General features: G+C 74.4%; 22 protein-coding genes. 12 read left to right on the forward strand and 10 right to left on the reverse strand.

All coding sequences use genetic code 11. The features are described 5' to 3' along the window. Positions 1-263 precede the first annotated feature (263 nt). A complete protein-coding gene (gene mihF / locus AB0D67_RS27345; protein WP_362941787.1) occupies positions 264-572 on the reverse strand; it encodes an integration host factor, actinobacterial type in 309 nt (102 codons plus the stop codon). A gap of 161 nt (positions 573-733) precedes the next feature. Here mihF and AB0D67_RS27350 point away from each other — a divergent pair, with 161 nt between their 5' ends. Further along, the gene (locus AB0D67_RS27350; RefSeq protein WP_362941790.1) at positions 734-907 is read left to right on the forward strand and encodes a hypothetical protein; all 174 of its coding nucleotides are present in this window, start codon (positions 734-736) and stop codon (positions 905-907) included. Positions 908-1334: 427 nt separating this feature from the next. Here AB0D67_RS27350 and AB0D67_RS27355 read toward each other — a convergent pair whose 3' ends face one another. After that, positions 1335-1712, reverse strand: a complete 378-nt coding sequence (locus AB0D67_RS27355; RefSeq protein WP_362941793.1) for a DUF6069 family protein — start codon at positions 1710-1712, stop codon at positions 1335-1337. 131 nt (positions 1713-1843) lie between these two features. On the opposite strand from AB0D67_RS27355, the gene AB0D67_RS27360 reads away from it, so the two are divergent. From AB0D67_RS27360 to AB0D67_RS27370, 3 genes are all read left to right on the forward strand, one after another. Beyond that, positions 1844-2971 (forward strand): histidine kinase, encoded by a 1128-nt coding sequence (locus AB0D67_RS27360; protein ID WP_362941796.1) that lies wholly within the window; start codon positions 1844-1846, stop codon positions 2969-2971. Continuing rightward, the gene (locus AB0D67_RS27365; RefSeq protein WP_362941983.1) at positions 2959-3612 is read left to right on the forward strand and encodes a response regulator transcription factor; all 654 of its coding nucleotides are present in this window, start codon (positions 2959-2961) and stop codon (positions 3610-3612) included. Before AB0D67_RS27360 ends, AB0D67_RS27365 begins: the two co-directional genes overlap by 13 nt. A gap of 126 nt (positions 3613-3738) precedes the next feature. Continuing rightward, positions 3739-4026: an HU family DNA-binding protein gene (locus AB0D67_RS27370; RefSeq protein ID WP_362941799.1), complete on the forward strand. Its 288-nt coding sequence runs from the start codon at positions 3739-3741 to the stop codon at positions 4024-4026. 103 nt (positions 4027-4129) lie between these two features. Here the strand turns inward: AB0D67_RS27370 and AB0D67_RS27375 are convergent, their stop codons facing one another. The 3 genes from AB0D67_RS27375 to AB0D67_RS27385 all read right to left on the reverse strand — a co-directional run bounded on the left by AB0D67_RS27375 (position 4130) and on the right by AB0D67_RS27385 (position 8284). Beyond that, complete coding sequence (locus tag AB0D67_RS27375) at positions 4130-4945, reverse strand: ATP-binding cassette domain-containing protein (RefSeq protein ID WP_362941802.1); 816 nt, start codon at positions 4943-4945, stop codon at positions 4130-4132. A gap of 93 nt (positions 4946-5038) precedes the next feature. After that, positions 5039-6823, reverse strand: a complete 1785-nt coding sequence (locus AB0D67_RS27380; protein ID WP_362941805.1) for a protein kinase — start codon at positions 6821-6823, stop codon at positions 5039-5041. Between the two features lie 294 nt (positions 6824-7117). Next, a complete protein-coding gene (locus tag AB0D67_RS27385; protein ID WP_362941807.1) occupies positions 7118-8284 on the reverse strand; it encodes an alpha/beta hydrolase in 1167 nt (388 codons plus the stop codon). A 140-nt stretch (positions 8285-8424) separates the two neighbouring features. On the opposite strand from AB0D67_RS27385, the gene AB0D67_RS27390 reads away from it, so the two are divergent. Genes AB0D67_RS27390 through AB0D67_RS27400 form a run of 3 tightly spaced genes read left to right on the forward strand, consistent with a single transcriptional unit; the run spans position 8425 to position 10847 of the window. Next, a complete protein-coding gene (locus AB0D67_RS27390) occupies positions 8425-9270 on the forward strand; it encodes an ABC-2 family transporter protein (protein WP_362941810.1) in 846 nt (281 codons plus the stop codon). 33 nt (positions 9271-9303) lie between these two features. After that, positions 9304-10092: an ABC-2 family transporter protein gene (locus tag AB0D67_RS27395; RefSeq protein ID WP_362941813.1), complete on the forward strand. Its 789-nt coding sequence runs from the start codon at positions 9304-9306 to the stop codon at positions 10090-10092. A gap of 5 nt (positions 10093-10097) precedes the next feature. Further along, positions 10098-10847: an ATP-binding cassette domain-containing protein gene (locus tag AB0D67_RS27400; RefSeq protein WP_362941816.1), complete on the forward strand. Its 750-nt coding sequence runs from the start codon at positions 10098-10100 to the stop codon at positions 10845-10847. 55 nt (positions 10848-10902) lie between these two features. On the opposite strand, the gene AB0D67_RS27405 is transcribed toward AB0D67_RS27400, so the two are convergent. Beyond that, positions 10903-11370: a hypothetical protein gene (locus tag AB0D67_RS27405; protein WP_362941819.1), complete on the reverse strand. Its 468-nt coding sequence runs from the start codon at positions 11368-11370 to the stop codon at positions 10903-10905. Positions 11371-11473: 103 nt separating this feature from the next. Here AB0D67_RS27405 and AB0D67_RS27410 point away from each other — a divergent pair, with 103 nt between their 5' ends. From AB0D67_RS27410 to AB0D67_RS27425, 4 genes are all read left to right on the forward strand, one after another. Beyond that, positions 11474-12028 (forward strand): MFS transporter, encoded by a 555-nt coding sequence (locus AB0D67_RS27410; RefSeq protein ID WP_362941986.1) that lies wholly within the window; start codon positions 11474-11476, stop codon positions 12026-12028. 110 nt (positions 12029-12138) lie between these two features. Next, entirely contained in the window at positions 12139-12897 is a 759-nt protein-coding gene (locus tag AB0D67_RS27415; protein ID WP_362941822.1) for a YcnI family protein, read from the forward strand. Between the two features lie 236 nt (positions 12898-13133). Beyond that, on the forward strand, positions 13134-13700 hold the full coding sequence (locus AB0D67_RS27420) for a hypothetical protein (RefSeq protein WP_362941825.1): 567 nt from the start codon (positions 13134-13136) through the stop codon (positions 13698-13700). Continuing rightward, positions 13694-14227 (forward strand): hypothetical protein, encoded by a 534-nt coding sequence (locus AB0D67_RS27425; protein ID WP_362941828.1) that lies wholly within the window; start codon positions 13694-13696, stop codon positions 14225-14227. Before AB0D67_RS27420 ends, AB0D67_RS27425 begins: the two co-directional genes overlap by 7 nt. Positions 14228-14305: 78 nt before the next feature. Here AB0D67_RS27425 and AB0D67_RS27430 read toward each other — a convergent pair whose 3' ends face one another. Continuing rightward, complete coding sequence (locus AB0D67_RS27430; RefSeq protein WP_362941831.1) at positions 14306-15127, reverse strand: class I SAM-dependent methyltransferase; 822 nt, start codon at positions 15125-15127, stop codon at positions 14306-14308. A gap of 129 nt (positions 15128-15256) precedes the next feature. Next, positions 15257-16024, reverse strand: a complete 768-nt coding sequence (locus tag AB0D67_RS27435; RefSeq protein WP_362941834.1) for an SDR family NAD(P)-dependent oxidoreductase — start codon at positions 16022-16024, stop codon at positions 15257-15259. A 296-nt stretch (positions 16025-16320) separates the two neighbouring features. Between AB0D67_RS27435 and AB0D67_RS27440 the strand changes: the two genes are divergently transcribed. Continuing rightward, positions 16321-17247: an RNA polymerase sigma-70 factor gene (locus AB0D67_RS27440; RefSeq protein ID WP_362941837.1), complete on the forward strand. Its 927-nt coding sequence runs from the start codon at positions 16321-16323 to the stop codon at positions 17245-17247. On the opposite strand, the gene AB0D67_RS27445 is transcribed toward AB0D67_RS27440, so the two are convergent. Further along, positions 17244-17966, reverse strand: coding sequence for an alpha/beta hydrolase family protein (locus AB0D67_RS27445; protein WP_362941840.1), 723 nt, complete (start codon positions 17964-17966; stop codon positions 17244-17246). The genes AB0D67_RS27440 and AB0D67_RS27445 overlap by 4 nt on opposite strands. A 145-nt stretch (positions 17967-18111) precedes the next feature. Next, positions 18112-18873 carry a 4'-phosphopantetheinyl transferase superfamily protein gene (locus tag AB0D67_RS27450; RefSeq protein WP_362941843.1) on the reverse strand — a complete coding sequence of 254 codons (762 nt, stop codon included), beginning with the start codon at positions 18871-18873 and terminating at the stop codon, positions 18112-18114. Positions 18874-18882 lie beyond the last annotated feature (9 nt).

Here is an 18882-nt window from a genome sequence, read left to right on the forward strand (position 1 = left end):
TCGCTGCGCTCGCTCTCTCCTCAGTCCAGACACCGGCGCCCCCTCGCGGGTCCGGACATCGGCGTTCCTGAGCGGGTCCAGACGGCGGCGGGCCCTCGCGGGCTCATGGGGACGCGGCGAGGCCCCGCCGTACGGGGGTCCGTACGGCGGGGCCTCTTGCGCCGCCCTCCGTTCCGGGCGGCTCGCGGACGGTGGGGCCGTTGGCCGTCCGCGCGATGTCCGGGGGATCCGGGCGCGCCGGGGGCCGGCGCGCCTCGGGGGGATCAGCGCTCGACGGCCTGCAGCAGCTTGCGGCGCTGCTGGGCGCCGAGACCGCCGAGCCGGCGGGTCTCGTCCACGTCGGCCGCCTGCATGAGCTGGGCCGCCTTGACGTTGCCGATGCCCGGCAGCGCTCGCAGCGCCTGCGAGACCTTGATGCGCTTGGCGACCTCGTCTTCGCGGCCGAGCAGCTGCTCAAGGCTCACGGACCCGGCCTTGACGTCGGCCAGGAGCTTGGCCCGGGCCGCACGCGTCTCGGCGGCCTTGGCGAGCGCCGCTTGACGCTGTTCGGGGGTTAGCTTGGGCAAGGCCATGTTGGTTTCTCCCTGGTTGCTTGGGTTCTGCCGTCCTGTTACCCATAGCGACGCGGCTAATCATCCTGGAACCAGGGAAAAACGGGGCATCCTTCACTGACCACCACGATATGCCCGATTGGTTACCCCAGACTTACCTGACTCTTCGTAGCCTCGACCTCATGAGTATCTGGCAAGGACCGGACGGCATCGAGGTGGAGGCGGTCGTGCTCCACGACCTCCCGTGCCTGCGCGTGACCCGTCGTGTCGGTGACCGTCGGGTGCTCCTGGCGTACTGCACCGATGTGCGGGAGGTCGGCGAGCACGTCGACCTGGCGGAACTGGTCTCCTCCTGAGGAGGCGGCCGGATGCGCGGGGACGTCGGGAGCGCGGGGGCGCCGGGAGGACGATCACGGAACCGGCCGTCCCGCGGGCGAGGCCGGTTCCGCGTCACCGGAGGAACCGAAAGGCGAGGCCGGTTCGGCATCGACGTGAACTTTCCCGATCACCAGGGCGTCCGTGTGAGCAGGGAGGCCCGCATGGAAGTACTCGACGGCCTCGCTGACGAGAGGCTCCGCCTGGAGCTCCTCCTCATCGAAGCCCTGCACCGGGAAGCGGAACGGCTGGCCGCACAGGCCGGCCGCTGAACGGCCGGGGCGGTCCGCCGCCTTGGGGGAGACGGCGGACCGCCCCGGCACCTCCACCCGCGGCACCCGGCGCGGGCGCGGCGCGGACCGCCGCGGGAGGCAGGGCCGGGCGAGCCCCCGAGGCCGCCCGGGTGCCTCACCGCCGCGCCAGCCCCGGGATGAGCACCGCGCCGACGACCAGGTGCAACAGGATCAGCACCAGCGTCGCGGCGGCGCCGGCGGCGCTGCCCAGCGGGCCGAGGAGGGACAGGACGCACACGACCAGGGCGACGATCGTCCAGACGCGGCCGGACCGCCTCACCGACCGTTCCAGGACGGCCAGGAGCGCCCAGCCGGCCAGCCCGGCCAGCAGGCTCGCCACCACGACCGACACCGGCCCGACCGTCTGCGTGGCGCCGCCCGTCCGCACGGTCAGCGCGGTTCCGGCCAGCGGCACCGCCAGCGCCCACACGACCAGGGCCGCCGCGGGGGCGCCGATCACCACTACGAGGAATCTTCTGAGGGAGGTGTTCACGGCGGCCAGCCTCGCCCGGCCGGGCCGGTCACCGCATCGGGCCCGAGGTCGCGTTCCGTCCTCCTCCGGCGGGGGCCGCCTCCTACTTCGGTAGGTGACGGATCCCGCGTTCCGGAGCCTAGTCTGGGCCGGTGAGTGAGACCCGGCCCCCGCACCCCGTGGCAGTGATGATCACGTTCCTGGGGGTGGGCGCGCTGACCGCCGTGTCGATGTGGGGCCGGGCCGGCGGGCCGCCGCCGTGGCCGGAGGCCGCGGTCGGGGCGGCGAGCCTGGCCGCCGCGCTCGCCCAGCTGTGGTGGCCGGTCCCCGGAGCGCTGGCCGCGACCCTCCTCGCCGTACTCTCCCCCGCCGCCACCCCGGCGGCGACGACGGGGGCGCTGCAGGTGGCCCAGCGCAGGCGGTTCCCCGTCGCGGCGGCGGTGGCGGCGGCGGGCCTCGCGGCCCACGCGCTCCAGGGACTGTGGCGGCCGAGCTCCGGCATCTCCCTCGGCTGGTGGCTGCTGCTGATCTGCGCCTCGTACGGTGCTCTCCTCGGGTGGGGCGCGCTGGCCCGTTCCCGCCGCGCGCTGCTCGCCTCGCTGCGCGAGCGCGCCCGCCGTGCCGAGGCGGAGCAGGGCCGGCGGGTCGCCGAGGCCCGCATGGCCGAACGCCGCAGGATCGCCCGGGAGATGCACGACGTGCTGGCCCATCGCCTGTCGCTGGTGGCCACCCACGCCGGGGCGCTGGAGTACCGCCCGGACTCCTCCCCCGAGCAGCTCGCCAGGGCCGCCGGAGTGGTCCGTTCCGGCGTGCACCAGGCGCTGGAGGAACTACGTCAGGTGATCGGCCTGCTGCGCGAGGAGGACGACCTCCTGGAGGAACCCGAACCGCAGCCCACGCTGGCCGACCTGCCGCGGCTGGTCGCCGAGGCGCGCCAGGCGGGCCAGGACGTACGGGTCGGCGACGAGACCGCCGGCGCCGTCCCGCCCCCCGCCGCCGGAAGGACCGGCTACCGCGTCGTCCAGGAGGGGCTGACCAACGCCCGCAAGCACGCCCCGGGCCAGCCGGTGGAGGTGCTGCTGCGCGGCTCCCCCGGCACGCGCCTGCTGATCGACGTCCGCAACCCGCTGCCGGCGCCGGGCTCGGCGCCGGCCGTGCCCGGCGGCGGCGTCGGCCTGGTCGGGCTCACCGAGCGGGTACGGCTGGCCGGTGGGCGGCTGGACCACCAGAACACCGGCGGACGGTTCCTGCTCCGGGCATGGTTACCATGGCCCGCGTGATCCGCGTGCTCCTGGTCGACGACGACGCCCTGGTCCGCGCCGGCCTGTCCATGATGCTGGACGGCGCCGCCGGCATCACCGTCGTCGGCGAGGCGGCCGACGGCCAGGAGGCCGTCACCGCCACCGACGCCCACGCCCCCGACGTCGTCCTCATGGACCTGCGGATGCCCCGCGTGGACGGCATCACCGCCACCCGGCGGCTCCGCGCCCGGGCCCGCCCGCCGGAGGTGATCGTGCTGACCACCTTCGACACCGACGAGAACATCCTGCACGCGCTGCGCGCCGGCGCCGGTGGATTCCTGCTCAAGGACACCCCGCCGCCGCAGATCGTGGAGGCGGTCACCCGGGTCGCGGCGGGCGACCCGATCCTGTCCCCGCGCGTCACCCGGCGGCTGATGGACCGCACCGTCGCCCAGGCCGGCGCCTACGAGCGGGCCCGCGCCGCGCTGGCGGCCCTCACCCCCCGCGAGCACGAGGTGGTCCTCGCGATCGCACGCGGCCGGACGAACGCGGACATCGCCGCGGAACTCGCCATGGGCGTCACCACGGTGAAGGCGCACGTCTCCAGCATCCTCACCAAGCTCGACCTGGGGAACCGCACCCAGATCGCGCTCCTCGCCCACGACGCCGGCCTCACCTGACCGGCGCGCCCCCGACCGGGGCGCACGGCCGCCTGGCCCTCGGCACGCGACGGACCCCCGGCACGCCGCGGCCGTACGGAGAGCCCGGCTCGACGCCGCGGCCGGTGATGGCGTTAGCTTTTCCCCATGAACAAGCGCGAGCTGATCGACAAGGCCGCGGCCGAGGCGGGGCTCAGCAGGCGGCAGACCGCCGCCGCCCTGGACGCCATCCTCAGCGTGATCCAGACGAGCGTGGCGGCCGAGGAGAAAGTGGCCATCCCCGGCTTCGGATCCTTCGAGATCGTCCACAAGCCGGCACGCACCGGACGCAACCCGCAGACCGGCGAACCCCTGGAGATCGCGGAGACCTGGACCGCCAAGTTCAAGCCCAGCCCGGGTTTCATGGGCCTCATCCGCCAGCGCAAGAGAGACTGACCCCGCCCCGCCCCGCCGCGACCGCGTCCCGGCGGGACCACGGCCGCACGCGCGGACGCCCGGCGGACCCGGAGACCGGCGGACGCGAAGGCACCGCGCGGGGTCAGGCCCGTACGGCGCGGGCGTACCAGCGCCCGTCCAGGGCGTCGATCCGCAGCGGCCTGCCGAAGCACTCCGACAGGTTCTCCCCGGTCAGGACCTCCCCCGCCGGGCCGGCCGCCTGGACACGGGCGTCGCGCATCAGCAGGGCGTGGGTGGTGGTGGCCGGGACCTCCTCCAGATGGTGGGTCACGGTGACCGTGGTCAGCGCGGGACGGGACGCCGCCAGATCCTCCACGGCGGCGATCAGGTCCTCGCGGGCGGGCAGGTCGAGCCCGGCGAACGGCTCGTCCAGCAGCAGGACCACCGGCTCGGCCATCAGCGCCCTGGCGACCCTGATCCTGGCCCGCTCCCCCTGGGAGCAGACGCCGAACGGCCGCTCGGCGAGGTCCTTGCATCCCAGGTCGGCCAGCAGCCGATGGGCCCGCTCGTGCTCGGCCGGGCCGTAGCGGTCCCACAGCGGGGCGCTGCTGCCGGTGTGACCGGTCAGCACGACGGTGTGCGCGGTGGCGCCCTCGTCCTCCAGCAGTTCCTCGTCGACGAGCCGCTGACTCGCCGCCACCAGCCCGATCCGGCGGCGCAGCTCCCGTAGGTCGACCCGTCCCAGGCGCTGGCCGAGCACGGTGACCGAGCCGCGGCTGGGGTGCCGCACGGCGGCCGCCAGCGACAGCAGCGTGGTCTTGCCCGCCCCGTTGGGCCCCAGCACCACCCAGTGCTGGCCGTACTCCACCCGCCAGTCGACGCCGGACAGGAGGGTCCGCCCCACCACCCGCACCTCGACGCCGCTCAGCTCCACCGCCCCGGGCCCGAACCCGCTCATCGCTCTCCGTCCGGTTCCGCACGTCCGACGATGATCACCCTAGCCGACCCGGCGGTCCCCGCCTCCGGCCGGGCAGGGCGGGGCCGCCGCCCCTCAGTCGCCGATCTGGAACGACGGGGTCGCGCCCGGCGGGGGCGGGGACGCGTCCTCCGTGGCCGACGGCGCCTGCGACGGCGCCTGGCTCTCACCGTCGCCGGTCTGCGGGATCTGGGTGAAGGAGGGCCTGGGACGGGGGGTGGGCGCGCCCGTCGCCTCGGGACAGCCGCGGTTCGCACCCCGGCCCCGGCCGCCGCCACGCCCGTTGCCCCGGCCGCCGCCGTTTCCCGGGAGGTCCGCACAGGTCTGCGGCCCGTCACCGCCGCCGGGAGGGCCGGCCGTGTCGCGGGGACGGCTCGGGGACGGCTCGGCCGGCACGTCCGCAGAGGTGCGGGAGGTGGGAACCGGCACCGTGCGGGTGGCGGTGACCGTGATCGCCGTCGGCGTGACCGGCGGCGCCTGCCGCGGCCCTCCCTCCGCGGGGCGGGGCCGGTGCGGCGCGGGCGTCACCGTCGCGCCCTCGGCCGGGACCACCACCGGGACGCGCTCGGGGACGCCGGAGCCGCCGGCCCCGCCGGTCCCGCCGTCACCGGCCCGCGCCGCGGCGGCCACGGTCAGCGCCGCCATCGACACCGTGGCCAGCGCGGCGAACCCCGCCTGCGAGAAGCTCCCGCCCCTGCCCGGCGCCGCCCGCCTGGCGCCCCGTCCCCGGGAACGTTCCCGTGAGGGGCCGCCGGGCGCGGACCGTCCCCCCTTCACGGCCGGCTCCTCCACGGCCGGGTACGGCACGCCCGCCGACGGATACGGCACCGGCGCGTACGGGTACGGCACGGCGCCCGGCGGAACCCCCTCCCCGAAGAACGCGGCCCGCGACGCCCCGGAGCGGCCCGGACCCGGCACCTGCGGCGCGACCGGGGGATACGGCACCGCCGTCCAGATGTCCCCCAGCACCGCGGCGACCGCCTCACGCGGATCCGCCGGCGCGGGCACGCCGCCCGCCGCCAGCAGCGCCACGAGCAGGTCGGCGGCCCGGGGACGATGCGCCGGATCCTTGACCAGGCACGCCTCGACCGCCGGGCGCAGCAGCATGGGCACCGAGGAGACGCGCGGCGGCTCGACCATGACGCGCCGGGTCAGCACGTCGAGCTCACCCGTGCCGAAGGGGTGGTACCCGGTGGCCGCGTAGGCGATCACGCAGCCCCAGGCGAAGACGTCGGAGGCGGGCCGCGCGGGCCCCCCGGTGAGCCGCTCCGGGGCGACCCAGCCGGGACTGCCCATGACCTGCCCGGCCTGGGTGTGCGCGCCGGGGGCGTCCACGTCGGTGGCGATGCCGAAGTCGATCACCCGGGGCCCGGAGGGCGACAGCAGCACGTTGCCGGGCTTGAGGTCGCGGTGCACCAGCCCCGACTCGTGCACCGCGACCAGCGCCGCGGCCACCCCCAGGGCGACGCCGTAGGCGAGGTCGGGCGTGAGCGGGCCGCCGGCGGAGACCACCTGGGACAACGCGGGCCCGGGGATGTACTCGCACACCAGGAACGGCCGGTCGCGGTCGGCGCCGTCCTCGACCACGGCCGCGGTGCAGAAAGGCACCACGCGCCGGGAGAACGCCACCTCCTCGGCGAACCGGGCCCGCAGCGTGGGATCGTGCAGATGCAGCGGATGCGGCGTCTTGAGCGCCACCACGCCGCCCTGGGGATGCTCGGCGAGATAGACGACGCCCATCCCGCCCACGCCGAGACGGCCGAGCAGCAGATAACGGCCGATGATGACCGGGTCCCCCACGGTCAGCGGCCGCACACCGGGCGGCAGGCCGTCGATGGGTCCGGTTCCGCCACGCACCATCCTGGTCGAGCCTCCCGTGTCCGCGATACGGCAGAACACACTGTGGCCGTAACCCGTGGCGCTTCGCGCCCGACCGGACACAAGCGATATGACAGGTAAGGCGACTGATCCCTCAAGGTAAGTAACCCGTGGTACGCGGGACGCGGATGGTGCACGACATGACACCGCGACCGGCCGGCACGGCCCGCGGCGGGTCCGGGAACCGGTACGACCGGGCACAGGCGCGAAAAGCACTGCGGGGGGCCAGGCGGCGACCTCCGGCCACACGGCCGGAATGACCGGAACCGCCGCGGGTCAGGCGGCGGCCGAACCGGACGGCGCCGGCAGGTCCCGGGACGTCACGACACCGGGCCGCGCGAGATCCTCCGCCGTCACCGCGCCCGGCCGCGGGAGATCCTCCGCCGCCGCGACGCCCGGCCGTACCGCTCCCCCGGCCGCCACCAGCCCGGAACCACCCGACAGGTCCGGCGCCGAGAGATCCGGCGCCACCGCGGGACCGGACCCGGCGGACACCCCCAGGGCCGCCGTGAGGAACCGGTCGATGTGCCGGAAGACCTGGCGCGCCTCCGGCAGGACGTCGGCCAGGATCGCGAACACGTGCGGCATCCGCCGCCACTCCTCATAGGTCACCGGCACCCCCCCGGCCCGCGCCCGCTCGGCCACCCGGCGCCCGTCGTCACGGAGGACCTCGGTGGAACCCGTCACGATCATCAACGGCGGCAGCCCCCGGTAGTCACCGAAGACCGGGGACACCAGGGGATCGCGCACATCCAGGCCCGCCGTCCAGCGACGGGCCAGCCAGTCCACCCTGCCGGCCGGGATCAGCGGATCGACCAGCCGGTTCACCCGGCGCGGCACGTCCGTCAGGTCCGCCCACGGCGACAGGCACACCGCCGCCGACGGCAGCGGCAGCCCCCGGTCGCGCAACGCCAGCAACGCCGTGAGGGTCAGGTGACCGCCCGCCGAGTCCCCGGCGAACAGGATCCTCGCCGGATCGTAGCCCCGCTCCAGCAGGCACCCGTACGCCGCGACCGCGTCCTGCAACGACTCGGCGGGCCGGTGGACCGGCCCCTGCCGGTAGTCCACGGCCAGCACCGGACGCCGGGCGACCGCCGACAACCGCCAGGTGATCGCCCGATGCGTCGCCGGAGAACAGGCGAAATACCCCCCGCCGTGGAAGTAGAGCAGCACCCCGCCCTCGTCGAGGTCCTCCCCCGCCCGGACCCACTCCCCCCGGCACACCCCGGTGCCGTCCCGGCTCACCCGCACATGGGAGGGCAGGCGCACCGGCACCCGCGCCGCGAGGGCGGCGAGCTGAGAGCCCGCGGCCACCCCCGCGCCGGAACGCAGCAGCAGACCGGCGAGCGGCTTGAAGGTCCCGCGCAGCATCGCGTTGAGAGCCGCGGCCTGCCAGCTCACCGGGTAGCCGGGACAGACGTCCACGTCGATCTCGTCATGCATGCGGACCTCCCGCGGGACCACGAGCGCGGACCCGCTGAAAGGCCGTGCACGCGGACCTCCTGGAAACAGGATTCCCCGCCGCGAAACCCCCCACTCCCCCACCGGGCGCCCACTCCCCCGCCCCGCCACCGTAAATCCCGTTGCCGGGCACGGATCCGACGGGGAAAATCGGGTGGTCCCGACGACCCCGGGAGGCAGCCTTCCTGCTCTACGCACGCGTCGCCGGCTACGGCTTCCGCCGCCACTCCGCCTACCGCGCCGCCGCCCTCGCCGGGGCCTTCACCAACACCGTCTTCGGCGTCCTGCGCGCCTACGTCCTCATCGCCCTGTGGCAGGCCAGGCCCGGACTCGGCGGATACGACGTCACCGACGCCGTCACCTTCTGCTTCCTCACCCAGGCGTTCATCGGCCCCATGCAGTTCCTCGGCGACGGTCTCCAGCTCTCCGAACGCGTGCAGAGCGGCGACATCGCGATCGACCTGCTGCGCCCCGCCTCGCTGCAGCTGTGGAACCTCGCCGACGACCTGGGCCGCGCCGCCTACCTGCTCCTGCTGCGCAGCCTCCCGCCGACCCTCGCCGGGGCGGCGCTGTTCGGCCTGATCGTGCCCGCCTCCCCGGCGACCTGGTGCCTCTTCGCGGTCAGCTTCACCCTCGGCGTCGTCGTCAGCTTCGGCTGGCGGTACCTGGTGGCCCTGTCGGCCTGCTGGATCGTCGACGACCGGGGCACGCAGACGCTGTCGATGGTGCTGACGACCTTCTTCAGCGGCATGACGCTCCCGCTCAACCTCTTGCCGGGCCTGCTCGGCGACGTGGCCCGATCCCTCCCCTGGGCCGCGATGGCCCAGGTGCCCGCCGACGTCTACCTCGGCGAACACGACGCCCTGTCCGCCCTGGCGTTCCAGGCCGCGTGGGCCGCCGCGCTGCTGGCCCTGGGCGCCCTCGCCACCCGCGCCGCCCGCCGCAAGGTGGTGGTCCAGGGTGGCTGACCACGCCGCCGCGGAACCGCGGGGAGGCCCCCGATGACCAGGACCTACCTCCTGCTGGCCTGGACGTGGCTGCGCGCCTCCGCGCAGTACCCCGCGCCGCTGACCATGATGATCATCGGCTCGTTCGTCCTCAACGCGCTGGACGTCGCCGCGATCTGGGTCATCTTCCGCCACACCGGGACGCTCGCCGGATTCGGCCTCGCCGAGGTCATGTTCCTGTACGGCACCGCCGGCGTCTCCTTCGCCCTGGCCGACCTGCTGTTCGGCAACGTCGACCGGCTCAGCCGGCACATCCGGGCCGGCACCTTCGACGTCATGCTCATCCGCCCGGCGAGCGCGTTCGTCCAGATGGCCGCGGACCGCTTCGGCGTGCACCGCCTCGGCCGGGTGGCCCAGGCCTCCGTCGTGCTCGGCCTCGCCCTGTCCCGGCTCCACCTGGAGGCGGGCCGGGCATGGATGATCCCGCTGATGATCGTCTGCGGAACCGTGATCTTCACCTCCGTCTTCACCCTCGGCGGCGCGCTGCAGTTCCTGCTGACCGACGCCCCCGAGGTCGCCAACGCCTTCACCTACGGCGGCGGCACCCTCGTCCAGTACCCGCTGAGCGTCTACGGCGGCGAACTCGTCCGGGGCGTCACCTACGTCCTGCCGCTGGCGTTCGTCAACTGGCAGCCCGCCCTGTTCGTGCTCGACCGGCCCGACCCCCTCGGCCTGCCGTACTGGCTCCGCTTCGCCGCGCCGCTCGCGGCACTGCTCCTCGCCGCCGCGGCCGCCCTCGCCTGGCGGACCGGCGTCCGCCGCTACCGCTCGACAGGGAGTTGATCCGCGTGATCGAAGCCGAACGACTCGGCCGCTCGTTCACCGTGGGCCGCGGCCGGTCCCGCAGGACCGTGCACGCCGTACGGGACCTGTCGTTCACCGTCGGGGCCGGGGAGTTCGTCGGCTGCCTCGGCCCCAACGGCGCGGGCAAGTCCACGACGATCAAGATGCTCACCGGCATCCTCGCGCCCAGCGCGGGGCGGCTGCGGGTGGCCGGGCTCGATCCGACGCGCCGCCGTACGGCCCTGGCCCGCCGGATCGGGGTGGTCTTCGGCCAGCGGACCACGCTGTGGTGGGACCTGCCGCTGCGGGACAGTTTCGAACTGGTCCGGCACCTTTACAAAGTAGATCGTGTTGATTTCCGGCGGCGGCTGGACGAACTGACCGCCGTGCTCGACCTGGCGCCCTTCCTGGCCACCCCGGTCCGTCAGCTCAGCCTCGGCCAGCGCATGCGCGGCGACCTGACCGCCGCGCTCCTGCACGACCCCGTCCTGCTGGTGCTCGACGAGCCCACGATCGGCCTCGACGTGGTGAGCAAGGCGGCCATCCGCGGCTTCCTGCACCGCCTCAACGCCGAGCACGGCACCACGGTCCTGCTCACCACCCACGACCTCGGGGACGTCGAGAAGCTGTGCCGCCGGGTGATGCTGATCGACCACGGGCGGCTGTCCTTCGACGGCACGCTCGGCGACCTGCGCGCCACCGCTCCCCCGGAGGACTCCATCGAGGACGTGGTCGCACGCCTCTACGGCGGCTGAGCCCCGTCGAGCCCGGTCCGGGGACCGGCGCCCGGGGATCCGGCGCCGCCCGGTGTCAGCGGTAGTAGCCGTCGTCGGGCTCGTCGTAGTCCTCGTCGCGGACCCGGGGCGCCCAGCGGGAGGGCATCAGGACGGGCATGAAGAGGGCGACGCCCACGAGGGCGTAGACGCCGGCGGACAGCAGCACGCCCATGCCCCGGCCGGCCTCCAGGAGCGCGGCGGGCATGGAGGGGTCGTGCGGGATCAGGTCCGTGGCGCGGGCGGGATCGAGGGAGTAGACCACGGTCCAGGCGAGCAGCACGATCGACGGGACGAAGGCGGCCATCGGGGAGACCCGGCCGGAGGCCACCAGCCCGAGCAGGAGACCGACGCCCGCCATGGCGCCCAGCGCGGTCCAGGATCTCGGGCCGCCGAGCGTGAAGGCGGCCGCCGCCGACAGACCCTCCTGTACGGCCCAGCCGGCCCCGCCCAACAGTGCGGCGGTGAGAAGCAGCCCGACCAGAAAACCGGAAAAATGCCGCATTGACCTCGCCTAGCTACGAACTGTCTGCGGTGCTCGCGGCAACCATAGCGGCAAAAGACCGGAAAAGGCAGGCGTGGATCATTCATGAGAACATGTGGTCACCATGCGCGCCCGCCTCCCCCTGCGCCTCGCCCGCGCGGCGGCCTTCTCGGCCGTCTGCGTGGCCCTGGCCGTCGCCGGCCACCGGGCCGCGGGCGGAGCCGGGCCCGAGCCGCAGGCGGTGGCCGCCGCCTGGGCGGCCGTCGCGGCGGCGACGGCCGCGCTCGCCGGGCGCGAACGCTCCGGCACGGTGATCAGCACCGGCCTGGCGGCCGCGCAGCTCGTCCTGCACGAGCTGTTCGCCTTCGGCGACCCCTCGGGGATCTCCCTGGTCACGCACTCCCACGGCCGGGGGCTGGGCGAGGGCCTGGGCATGCTCGTCGCGCACCTGACCGCCACGCTGCTCACCGGCTGGTGGCTGGCCCGCGGCGAGGCCGCCCTGTGGACGCTGCTGCGCGCCGCGGGCCGGCGCCTCGGCGCGGCGCTCCGGCTGCTCCCCTCCCCCGCCACGCCGCCCGCTCCCCCGCGGGCGGCCGTTCCCTCCGTCCCGCCCCTCCCGGCGTGGGGCGTCCTGCGGCACACCGTCAGCCGGCGCGGTCCTCCACTCCCCGCCGTCTGACCCTCTCACCGCGGAACCCGCTCCACACGCCGCGGTCCCACGCGTGCCGTGGCCCTGTCATGGGTTCCGCGTCTTTCCCGGACATCCCGAACCCCGAAGTGGAGAATCCCATGTCCTTCCCCGCAGCGTTCCGCCGCCTGGCCGCCGTGACCGCCGGCGCCACCGCCCTCACCCTCGGCCTGGCCGTACCCGCGCTCGCGCACGTGAGCATCAACCCCGGCACCGCCGAGCAGGGCGGCTTCACCAAGGTCGCCTTCCGGGTCCCCAACGAGCGCGACAAGGACTCGACGAGCAAGGTCGAGGTCTCCTTCCCGCTCGACCACCCGCTGCCGTTCGTCTCGGTCAAGCCGGTGCCCGGCTGGAAGGTCAAGGTGACCGAGGGCAAGCTGCCCAAGCCGGTCACCACCGAGTACGGAGAGATCACCGAGGCCGTCACCAAGGTCGTCTGGTCGGGAGGGAGGATCGAGCCGGGCCAGTTCCAGGAGTTCGAGGTGTCCATGGGCGCGCTGCCCGAGGACACCGACCGCCTCCTCTTCCCGACGACCCAGACCTACGACGGCGGCGAGGTCGTCAAGTGGGCCGACGAGCCCAAGGCCGACGGCTCCGAGCCGGAGCACCCGGCTCCGGTGCTCCGGCTCACCCCGGCCGCCGCCGGCTCCGACGGCCACGGCGCCGGTACGGCGAGCCCCTCGGCGGCCCCGGCCGCGCCGGCCGCCTCGCCGGCCACGCCGTCGGCCGCCGTGGTCGCGGCCCCCGGCGCGGACTCCTCCGACGGCACCGCCCGCGCGCTGGGCGTCGCCGGTCTGGTCCTCGGGCTCGTCGGCGCCGTGGCCGGCGTGCTGGGCCTGCGCCGCGGCCGCACCGCCTGAGAGCGCCCGAGGACGCCATGAGGGCCGGCGGGCCGCGCACCGGGGAACCGGTGCGCGGCCCGCACCGTTCGAGGGACTGGAAAGTCAGCACGCGCCGATAAACACTCCTGGGGAGCGGACGGAAAAATCGACCCTGCGGCCCGCGGTTCCCGCCACCGGGATGTGGAACACGGGACGTCCGGGATCGCGGTCCGCTTGACGGCACACGGTCATGACCCCCGAAGCGAGGTTCGCGCATGGCAACCGAGGCAGTCTCGGCACGTCCCTCCGGCGGATGGATCTCCGCACTCAACACCCGGCACCACAGGACGGCGCTCAACGTCTACATGCTGATCGTCCTCGGCCACTGGGCCGAGCACATCGCCCAGGCCATCCAGATCTACGTCCTCGGCTGGCCGCTCCCGGAGGCGCGCGGCGTCCTGGGCCTGCCGTTCCCCTGGCTGGTCACCTCCGAGTGGATGCACTACGGCTACGCGCTGCTCATGCTGATCGGCCTGATCCTGCTGCGGCACGGCTTCACCGGCAGGTCGCGCACCTGGTGGAACATCTCACTCGGCATCCAGGTCTGGCACCACTTCGAGCACCTGCTGCTGCTCAGCCAGGCCATCAGCGGCTACCACCTGCTGGGACGCCCCACCGTGACCAGCATCATCCAGCTCCTGGTGCCGCGGGTGGAGCTGCACCTGTTCTACAACACCCTCGTGTTCATCCCCATGGTGGTCGCGATGGTCCTCCACCGGCGTCCCCGCGCCTCGGAGCGCTCGCTGATGCGGTGCACCTGCGCGGTCGCGCCCCAGTGGTGAGGCGGCACGGCGGACCGGCGAGGAGGCGCTCCCCGTTCTTCAACACGGTCCTGACGCTCATCGCGCTCTTCCTGCTCTACCTGGCCGTGCCGAACATCGGCACGGTCATCCGGGCCGCGCGGGCCGACGGGATCGGCGGCCGGTTCACCGCGCGGCAGCTCGAGTGCATCCAGCACCCCGGGCACGAGTCCTGCACCTGGACGGGCGACTTCCGTTCCTCCGACGGCGGGGTCCGCAAGACCGGGGTCGCGATGTACGGGAGCTCACGCGAGTCGCTGCGGACCGGTCAGGAGATCCTGGCCGTGGACGTCGGCCGTCCCCATCAGGTGTACGGCCCCGGCGGCTCGATGGAGTGGGTCTTCACCGGGGTGCTGCTCCTGATCGGGGTCGCCATCCCGGTGTACCTGTACGGCGGGCCGCTGCGCCGGGCGCTCACCGGCCGCGCGGCGTCCGATGCGCCTGATGCGTCCCGGGAGCCCGGCGGGGTGGACCACCCGGAGCCGCGGACGGCGGAGCCGGTCCGTTGAGAACCGGTGCGGGGGCCCGCCGCCGGCCCGGCCCCCGCACCGGTTCGCACGCCGGGGCGGACGTGGCCTGATGCGGCGTCAGGCGACCTCGAGGACGAAGAACAGGAAACACATGAAGACCCCCGTGGGCCTGGTCGCGAAGAGGTCGGGGAACAGTTCGCGGGCGGCCGGCGCGGGCGGCGGCTCGCTGATGACGCCGATCCGGAAGCCGGCCGCGGTGAAGGCGTCGGTCATCGCGTGCAGCGGCCGGCTCCAGAAGCCCAGCAGGGCGGTGTTCCCGCCGAGGGTCCACTCGTCGAAGGTCTGGCGGGTCTCGAAGTAATTGGTGCCGGGACCGGCCGACAGGTAGTCGGCGAAGGGGTGGTTGACCGACACGATCAGCCGGCCGCCGGGCTTCAGCACGCGCCGCAGTTCGGCCAGCGGCGCCGTCCAGTCCTCCAGGTAGTGCAGAACCAGGGACGCGACGACGTCGTCGAACGAGGCGTCGGGGAACGGCAGCGGGTCGCTCAGGTCGGCCAGGCGCAGGTCCGCGTCGTCGCCGAGCCGCCGCCGGGCCAGCTCCAGCATCTTGGCGCTGGCGTCGAAGCCGGTCACGACGGCGCCCCGGTCGCGCAGCGCCGCCGACAGCGGGCCGGAGCCGCAGCCGGCGTCGAGGATCCGCCGGCCGGCCACGTCACCGGCCAGGTCCAGTATGGCGGGCCGCTCGTAGTGGGCGTTGAGGAGGTTGGTCTCGTTCTCGGCCGAGTACCCCTCGGCGATGGGGTCGTAGTCGTTGAGCGCGGCCCGCTCCGCGGGTCCGATGGACTCCTCGGGAACGGCGCGGATCCACGACGGCGTCGCGGCGGCCGGAGCGGCCGGGGTGTCCGTCTGCTCGTCGGGACTCTCGGAAACGGAAGTCATACGGGCGATCCTGGCACGCCGGGCCGTCCGGGCTCGGCCGTTTTGTGATCTTCCTGTGCCCTTGGGGTGCCGGCCGGCCGCCGGCGGGGCGCCGCGCCGTCAACCGGCCGTCACGCCGTCAACCGGCCGTCACCAGGGCACCGGGCCGTCGGTGCCGAAGAACCCGCCGGTCGGCCCGTCCGCGCCGAGCGTGGCCAGGCGCACCACGGCCGCGGCGCCCTGCGCGGTGGTGAGGTACCCGGTGTGGTCGTTGATGTCGGTGTCGACGAAGCCGGGGTCGGCGGCGTTGACGAGGATCCCGTCCTTGCGCAGCTCGTTGGCGTACTGCACGGTCAGCGCGTTCAGCGCGGTCTTCGACGGCGAGTACGCGGCCGACTCCGGCAGCCCCGACAGCGGGCCGTCCGGGATGCTGTTGACGGTCAGCGACCCGGCGGCGCTGCTGAGGTTGACGACGCGCGGCGCCGGTGACCGCCGCAGCAGCGGCAGCATGGCGTTGGTCACCGTGATCACCCCGAAGACGTTGGTCTCGAACACGGCCCGGACCATGTCCAGGTCGACGGAGCTCGGGACCTGGTCGCGGGCGTCCTGCGGCGAGACCTGCCCGGAGCCGCTGATCCCGGCGTTGTTGACCAGCACGTCGAGGTGGCCGAAGCGCTCCTCGATCCACCTCGCGGCCTCCCGGACGCCGGCCTGGTCGGTGACGTCCAGGGTGACCGCGTGCGCGTCGCCGCCCGCCGCGCGCGCCGCCGCGGCTGCCTCCTCGCCGCGCCGCGGGTCCCTGGCCCCGATCAGGACCGTCATGCCCAGCTCGGCGAGCCGCTCAGCGGTCGCCCGGCCGATCCCCTTGTTCGCGCCGGTGATCAGTGCGACCTGCCGGTGCGTGGTGTGCTCGTTCACGAGCGATCTCCTCCCTGAGAGGGTTCGTTTCCGTCACCCGAGACGAGACAGCCGGCCGTTCTGTGACATGGTCGGGTCATCGCCCGCCGGTTCACGACTCCGGGTGAGCGCGCGACGCCGGTCGGCGACCGTGGACGGTCCCCTCCCGGCCGGCCCGCCTCCCGTGTCACAGACGGGCGGGCTGTCTTGTCTCAGTCGGTGGAGATGGAGGCTCGGACCGGAAAGGTGAGGATCATGAGGGTGTTCGTGGCGGGCGGGGCCGGGGCGCGCGCCGAGGGGTTCGAGGAGGAGCCGGCGTGAGCCGGGTCGAGGAGTTCCAGGAACTGCGGCCGCTGCTGTTCTCGATCGCCTACCGGATCCTGGGCAGCGTGAGCGAGGCCGAGGACGCGGTCCAGGAGACCTGGCTGCGCTACGAGGCGTCCCCGGCCGAGCCCGTGTCGGCCAAGGCGTTCCTGTCCGCCACGGTGTCCCGGGTCGCGATCGACGTGCTGCGCTCGGCACGCGTGCGGCGGGAGCAGTACACCGGGCAGTGGTTCCCCGAGCCGCTGCTGGCCGACCCGTACGAGGACCCGGAGCGCTCGGCGGAGCTGGCCGACTCGCTGTCGATGGCGGCCCTGCTGCTGCTGGAGCGGCTCAGCCCGCTGGAGCGGGCGGTCTTCGTGCTGCGGGAGGTGTTCGGGTTCGGCTTCGGTGAGGTCGCCTCGGCGGTGGGGCGCTCGGAGGCGGCGTGCCGCCAGCTGGCGGTGCGGGCGCGCCGCCACATGAACACCGGGCGCGCCCGGTTCGAGGCCGGCCGCCGGGAACGGGAGGAGCTCGCCCGGCGCTTCTTCGACGCCTTCCGGGAAGGCGATGTCGAGGGACTGCGCGGGCTGCTCGCCGCCGACGTGTCGATGGTCGCCGACAGCGGCGGCAAGGCCCCGCTGTGGGGCGGCGGCGTCTTCGGCGCCGGGAACGTGGCCCGGGTGCTGGCCGCGATCGCCGGGCCGTTCGACCGGATCGGCGGCGTCGCGGAGCCGCACGAGGTGAACGGCCAGCCGGGTGCGATCTTCCTCGACCGGGACGGCAGGGTCGTCAACACCCTGGCGTTCGACATCCTCAACGGACGGATCCAGACGATCCGCGCGGTGCTCAACCCTGACAAGCTGCGGCACCTGGGACCGGTGGCGGACGCCTGGGCGGTCGTCCGCGAGGCCGGCCGGGCCCGCCGTCCCGACGGGGTCTAGGAGCGGCGGGCGGCGACCTGGTCGAGGAGGGCCGCGAGGCGGCCGGGGGCCGAGACCATGGGCCAGTGGCCCGTGTCGAGGGTGCGGAAGTCCCAGCCCGGCGCGGTGCGCATGGCCGAGACGTCGGCGGACACCCGGCCGCCGAAGTGCTCCATCGAGCACATCACGTAGGTGGCCCGCTGCTGCTCCAGCGGACGCGTCAGCACGGCGGACTCGGCGACGGTGCGCCCGGGGTGCCCGACGAAGCGCCTGGTGAGCCAGCCGGCCTGGCGGCGGGAGAGCCCCTGGCCGTCGGCCACGACCGAGGCGTCGGGGGCCGGCCAGCGGCCGTTGTTGGCGTCGATGAGCCGCAGTTCCTCGGCGCGCAGCCGCTCGGGGAAGGCGTGCAGCATCGACTTGCCGTCGTGGGGCAGGAACGCCTCGACGAACACCGTGTGCGCCACCCGGTCCCGGGCCCGGTCGGCCACCAGGCCGGCCACGATGCCCGAGTAGCTGTGCCCCACGACGATGACGTCGCGCAGGTCCTTCTTCTCCATGGTCGCCAGGACGTGGCCGACGTGCGTCTCCAGGCCGACGTCGGCGACGTCGGCTTCGGCGGTGGTCAGGCCCGGCAGCGTGACCGCGTGGACCCGGTGGCCGTGGCCGCGCAGACGCCGTGCCACCGGCTCCCAGGCCCAGGCGCCCATCCACGGGCCGGGGATGAGAACGAAGTTCTTCATAGGAGTCCGTTTCCCTGCTTCCGGCCGGTCCGCGCCCCGTGGGAGGCGCGTTCCGGCGGTGGGACATCGTCATTGTCGAAAGGTCCGGCGACGGCGACGCCCATCGCCATTCAGCAACCCGGTGCCGGGCCCCGTCAAGCTCTCGTCAGGCGGCCCTGCCGGATGCCCGGACGAGGGAGGCCCGGTCGAGGATGGCGGCGTCGGATTCCACGACCCGCACGGCGGGGTTCCCGGTGAGGATCGCGACCACCCCGACGTAGCCGTATCCGGGGTCGAGCGGCAGGAGCCGCACCGCGTCCACGGGGACGTCCAGCGGCCAGCTCCGCAGCGCGGGCCGTTCGTCCGGGCCGCTGACCTCGACCCGGTCCGGGGAGATCCGCAGCCCGTGCCCGGTGGCCTTCAGGGCCGCCTCCTTGCGCACCCACGTCCGGGCGAACGCCTCGTACCGCTCGTCGCCGGGAAGCGCCTCCAGCGTCCTGCGCTCGGCCGGCGTCAGCGCGCACCGCGCGAGCTCGTCGACCGAGGTCGTCGGCACCGCCTCCACGTCCACGCCCAGCGGTCCCTCGGCCGTCAGCGCGACCCCGACCCGGTCGCCCGAGTGGGAGATCGAGACGTGCAGCGGAGGCCCGCCGGTGTCGATCCGCGGTTTGCCGTGGTTCCTCGCGCAGTCCGAGCACGACCGGTCGACCACCACGTCCTCGGGGCGGAGGCCGAGCTGGGCGCCGGCCGTGACCCGCAGCAGCCAGGCCCCGGTGAGGAAGCGGCGCAGGTCCGGCTCGCGCCGGAACCGCGCCGCCCGCTCCCGCTCGGCGGGGCCGAGCACCCCGGTCAGACCCTCGATCGTCCCCTGCCGCGGATCGGCCCACCACACGTGGCACTCGCCCGCCGACAGAACAGAAGTGATCATCGATCTTCT

Origin of the sequence: Streptosporangium sp. NPDC048047 (assembly GCF_040653115.1) — a bacterium.
Taxonomy (GTDB): domain Bacteria; phylum Actinomycetota; class Actinomycetes; order Streptosporangiales; family Streptosporangiaceae; genus Streptosporangium.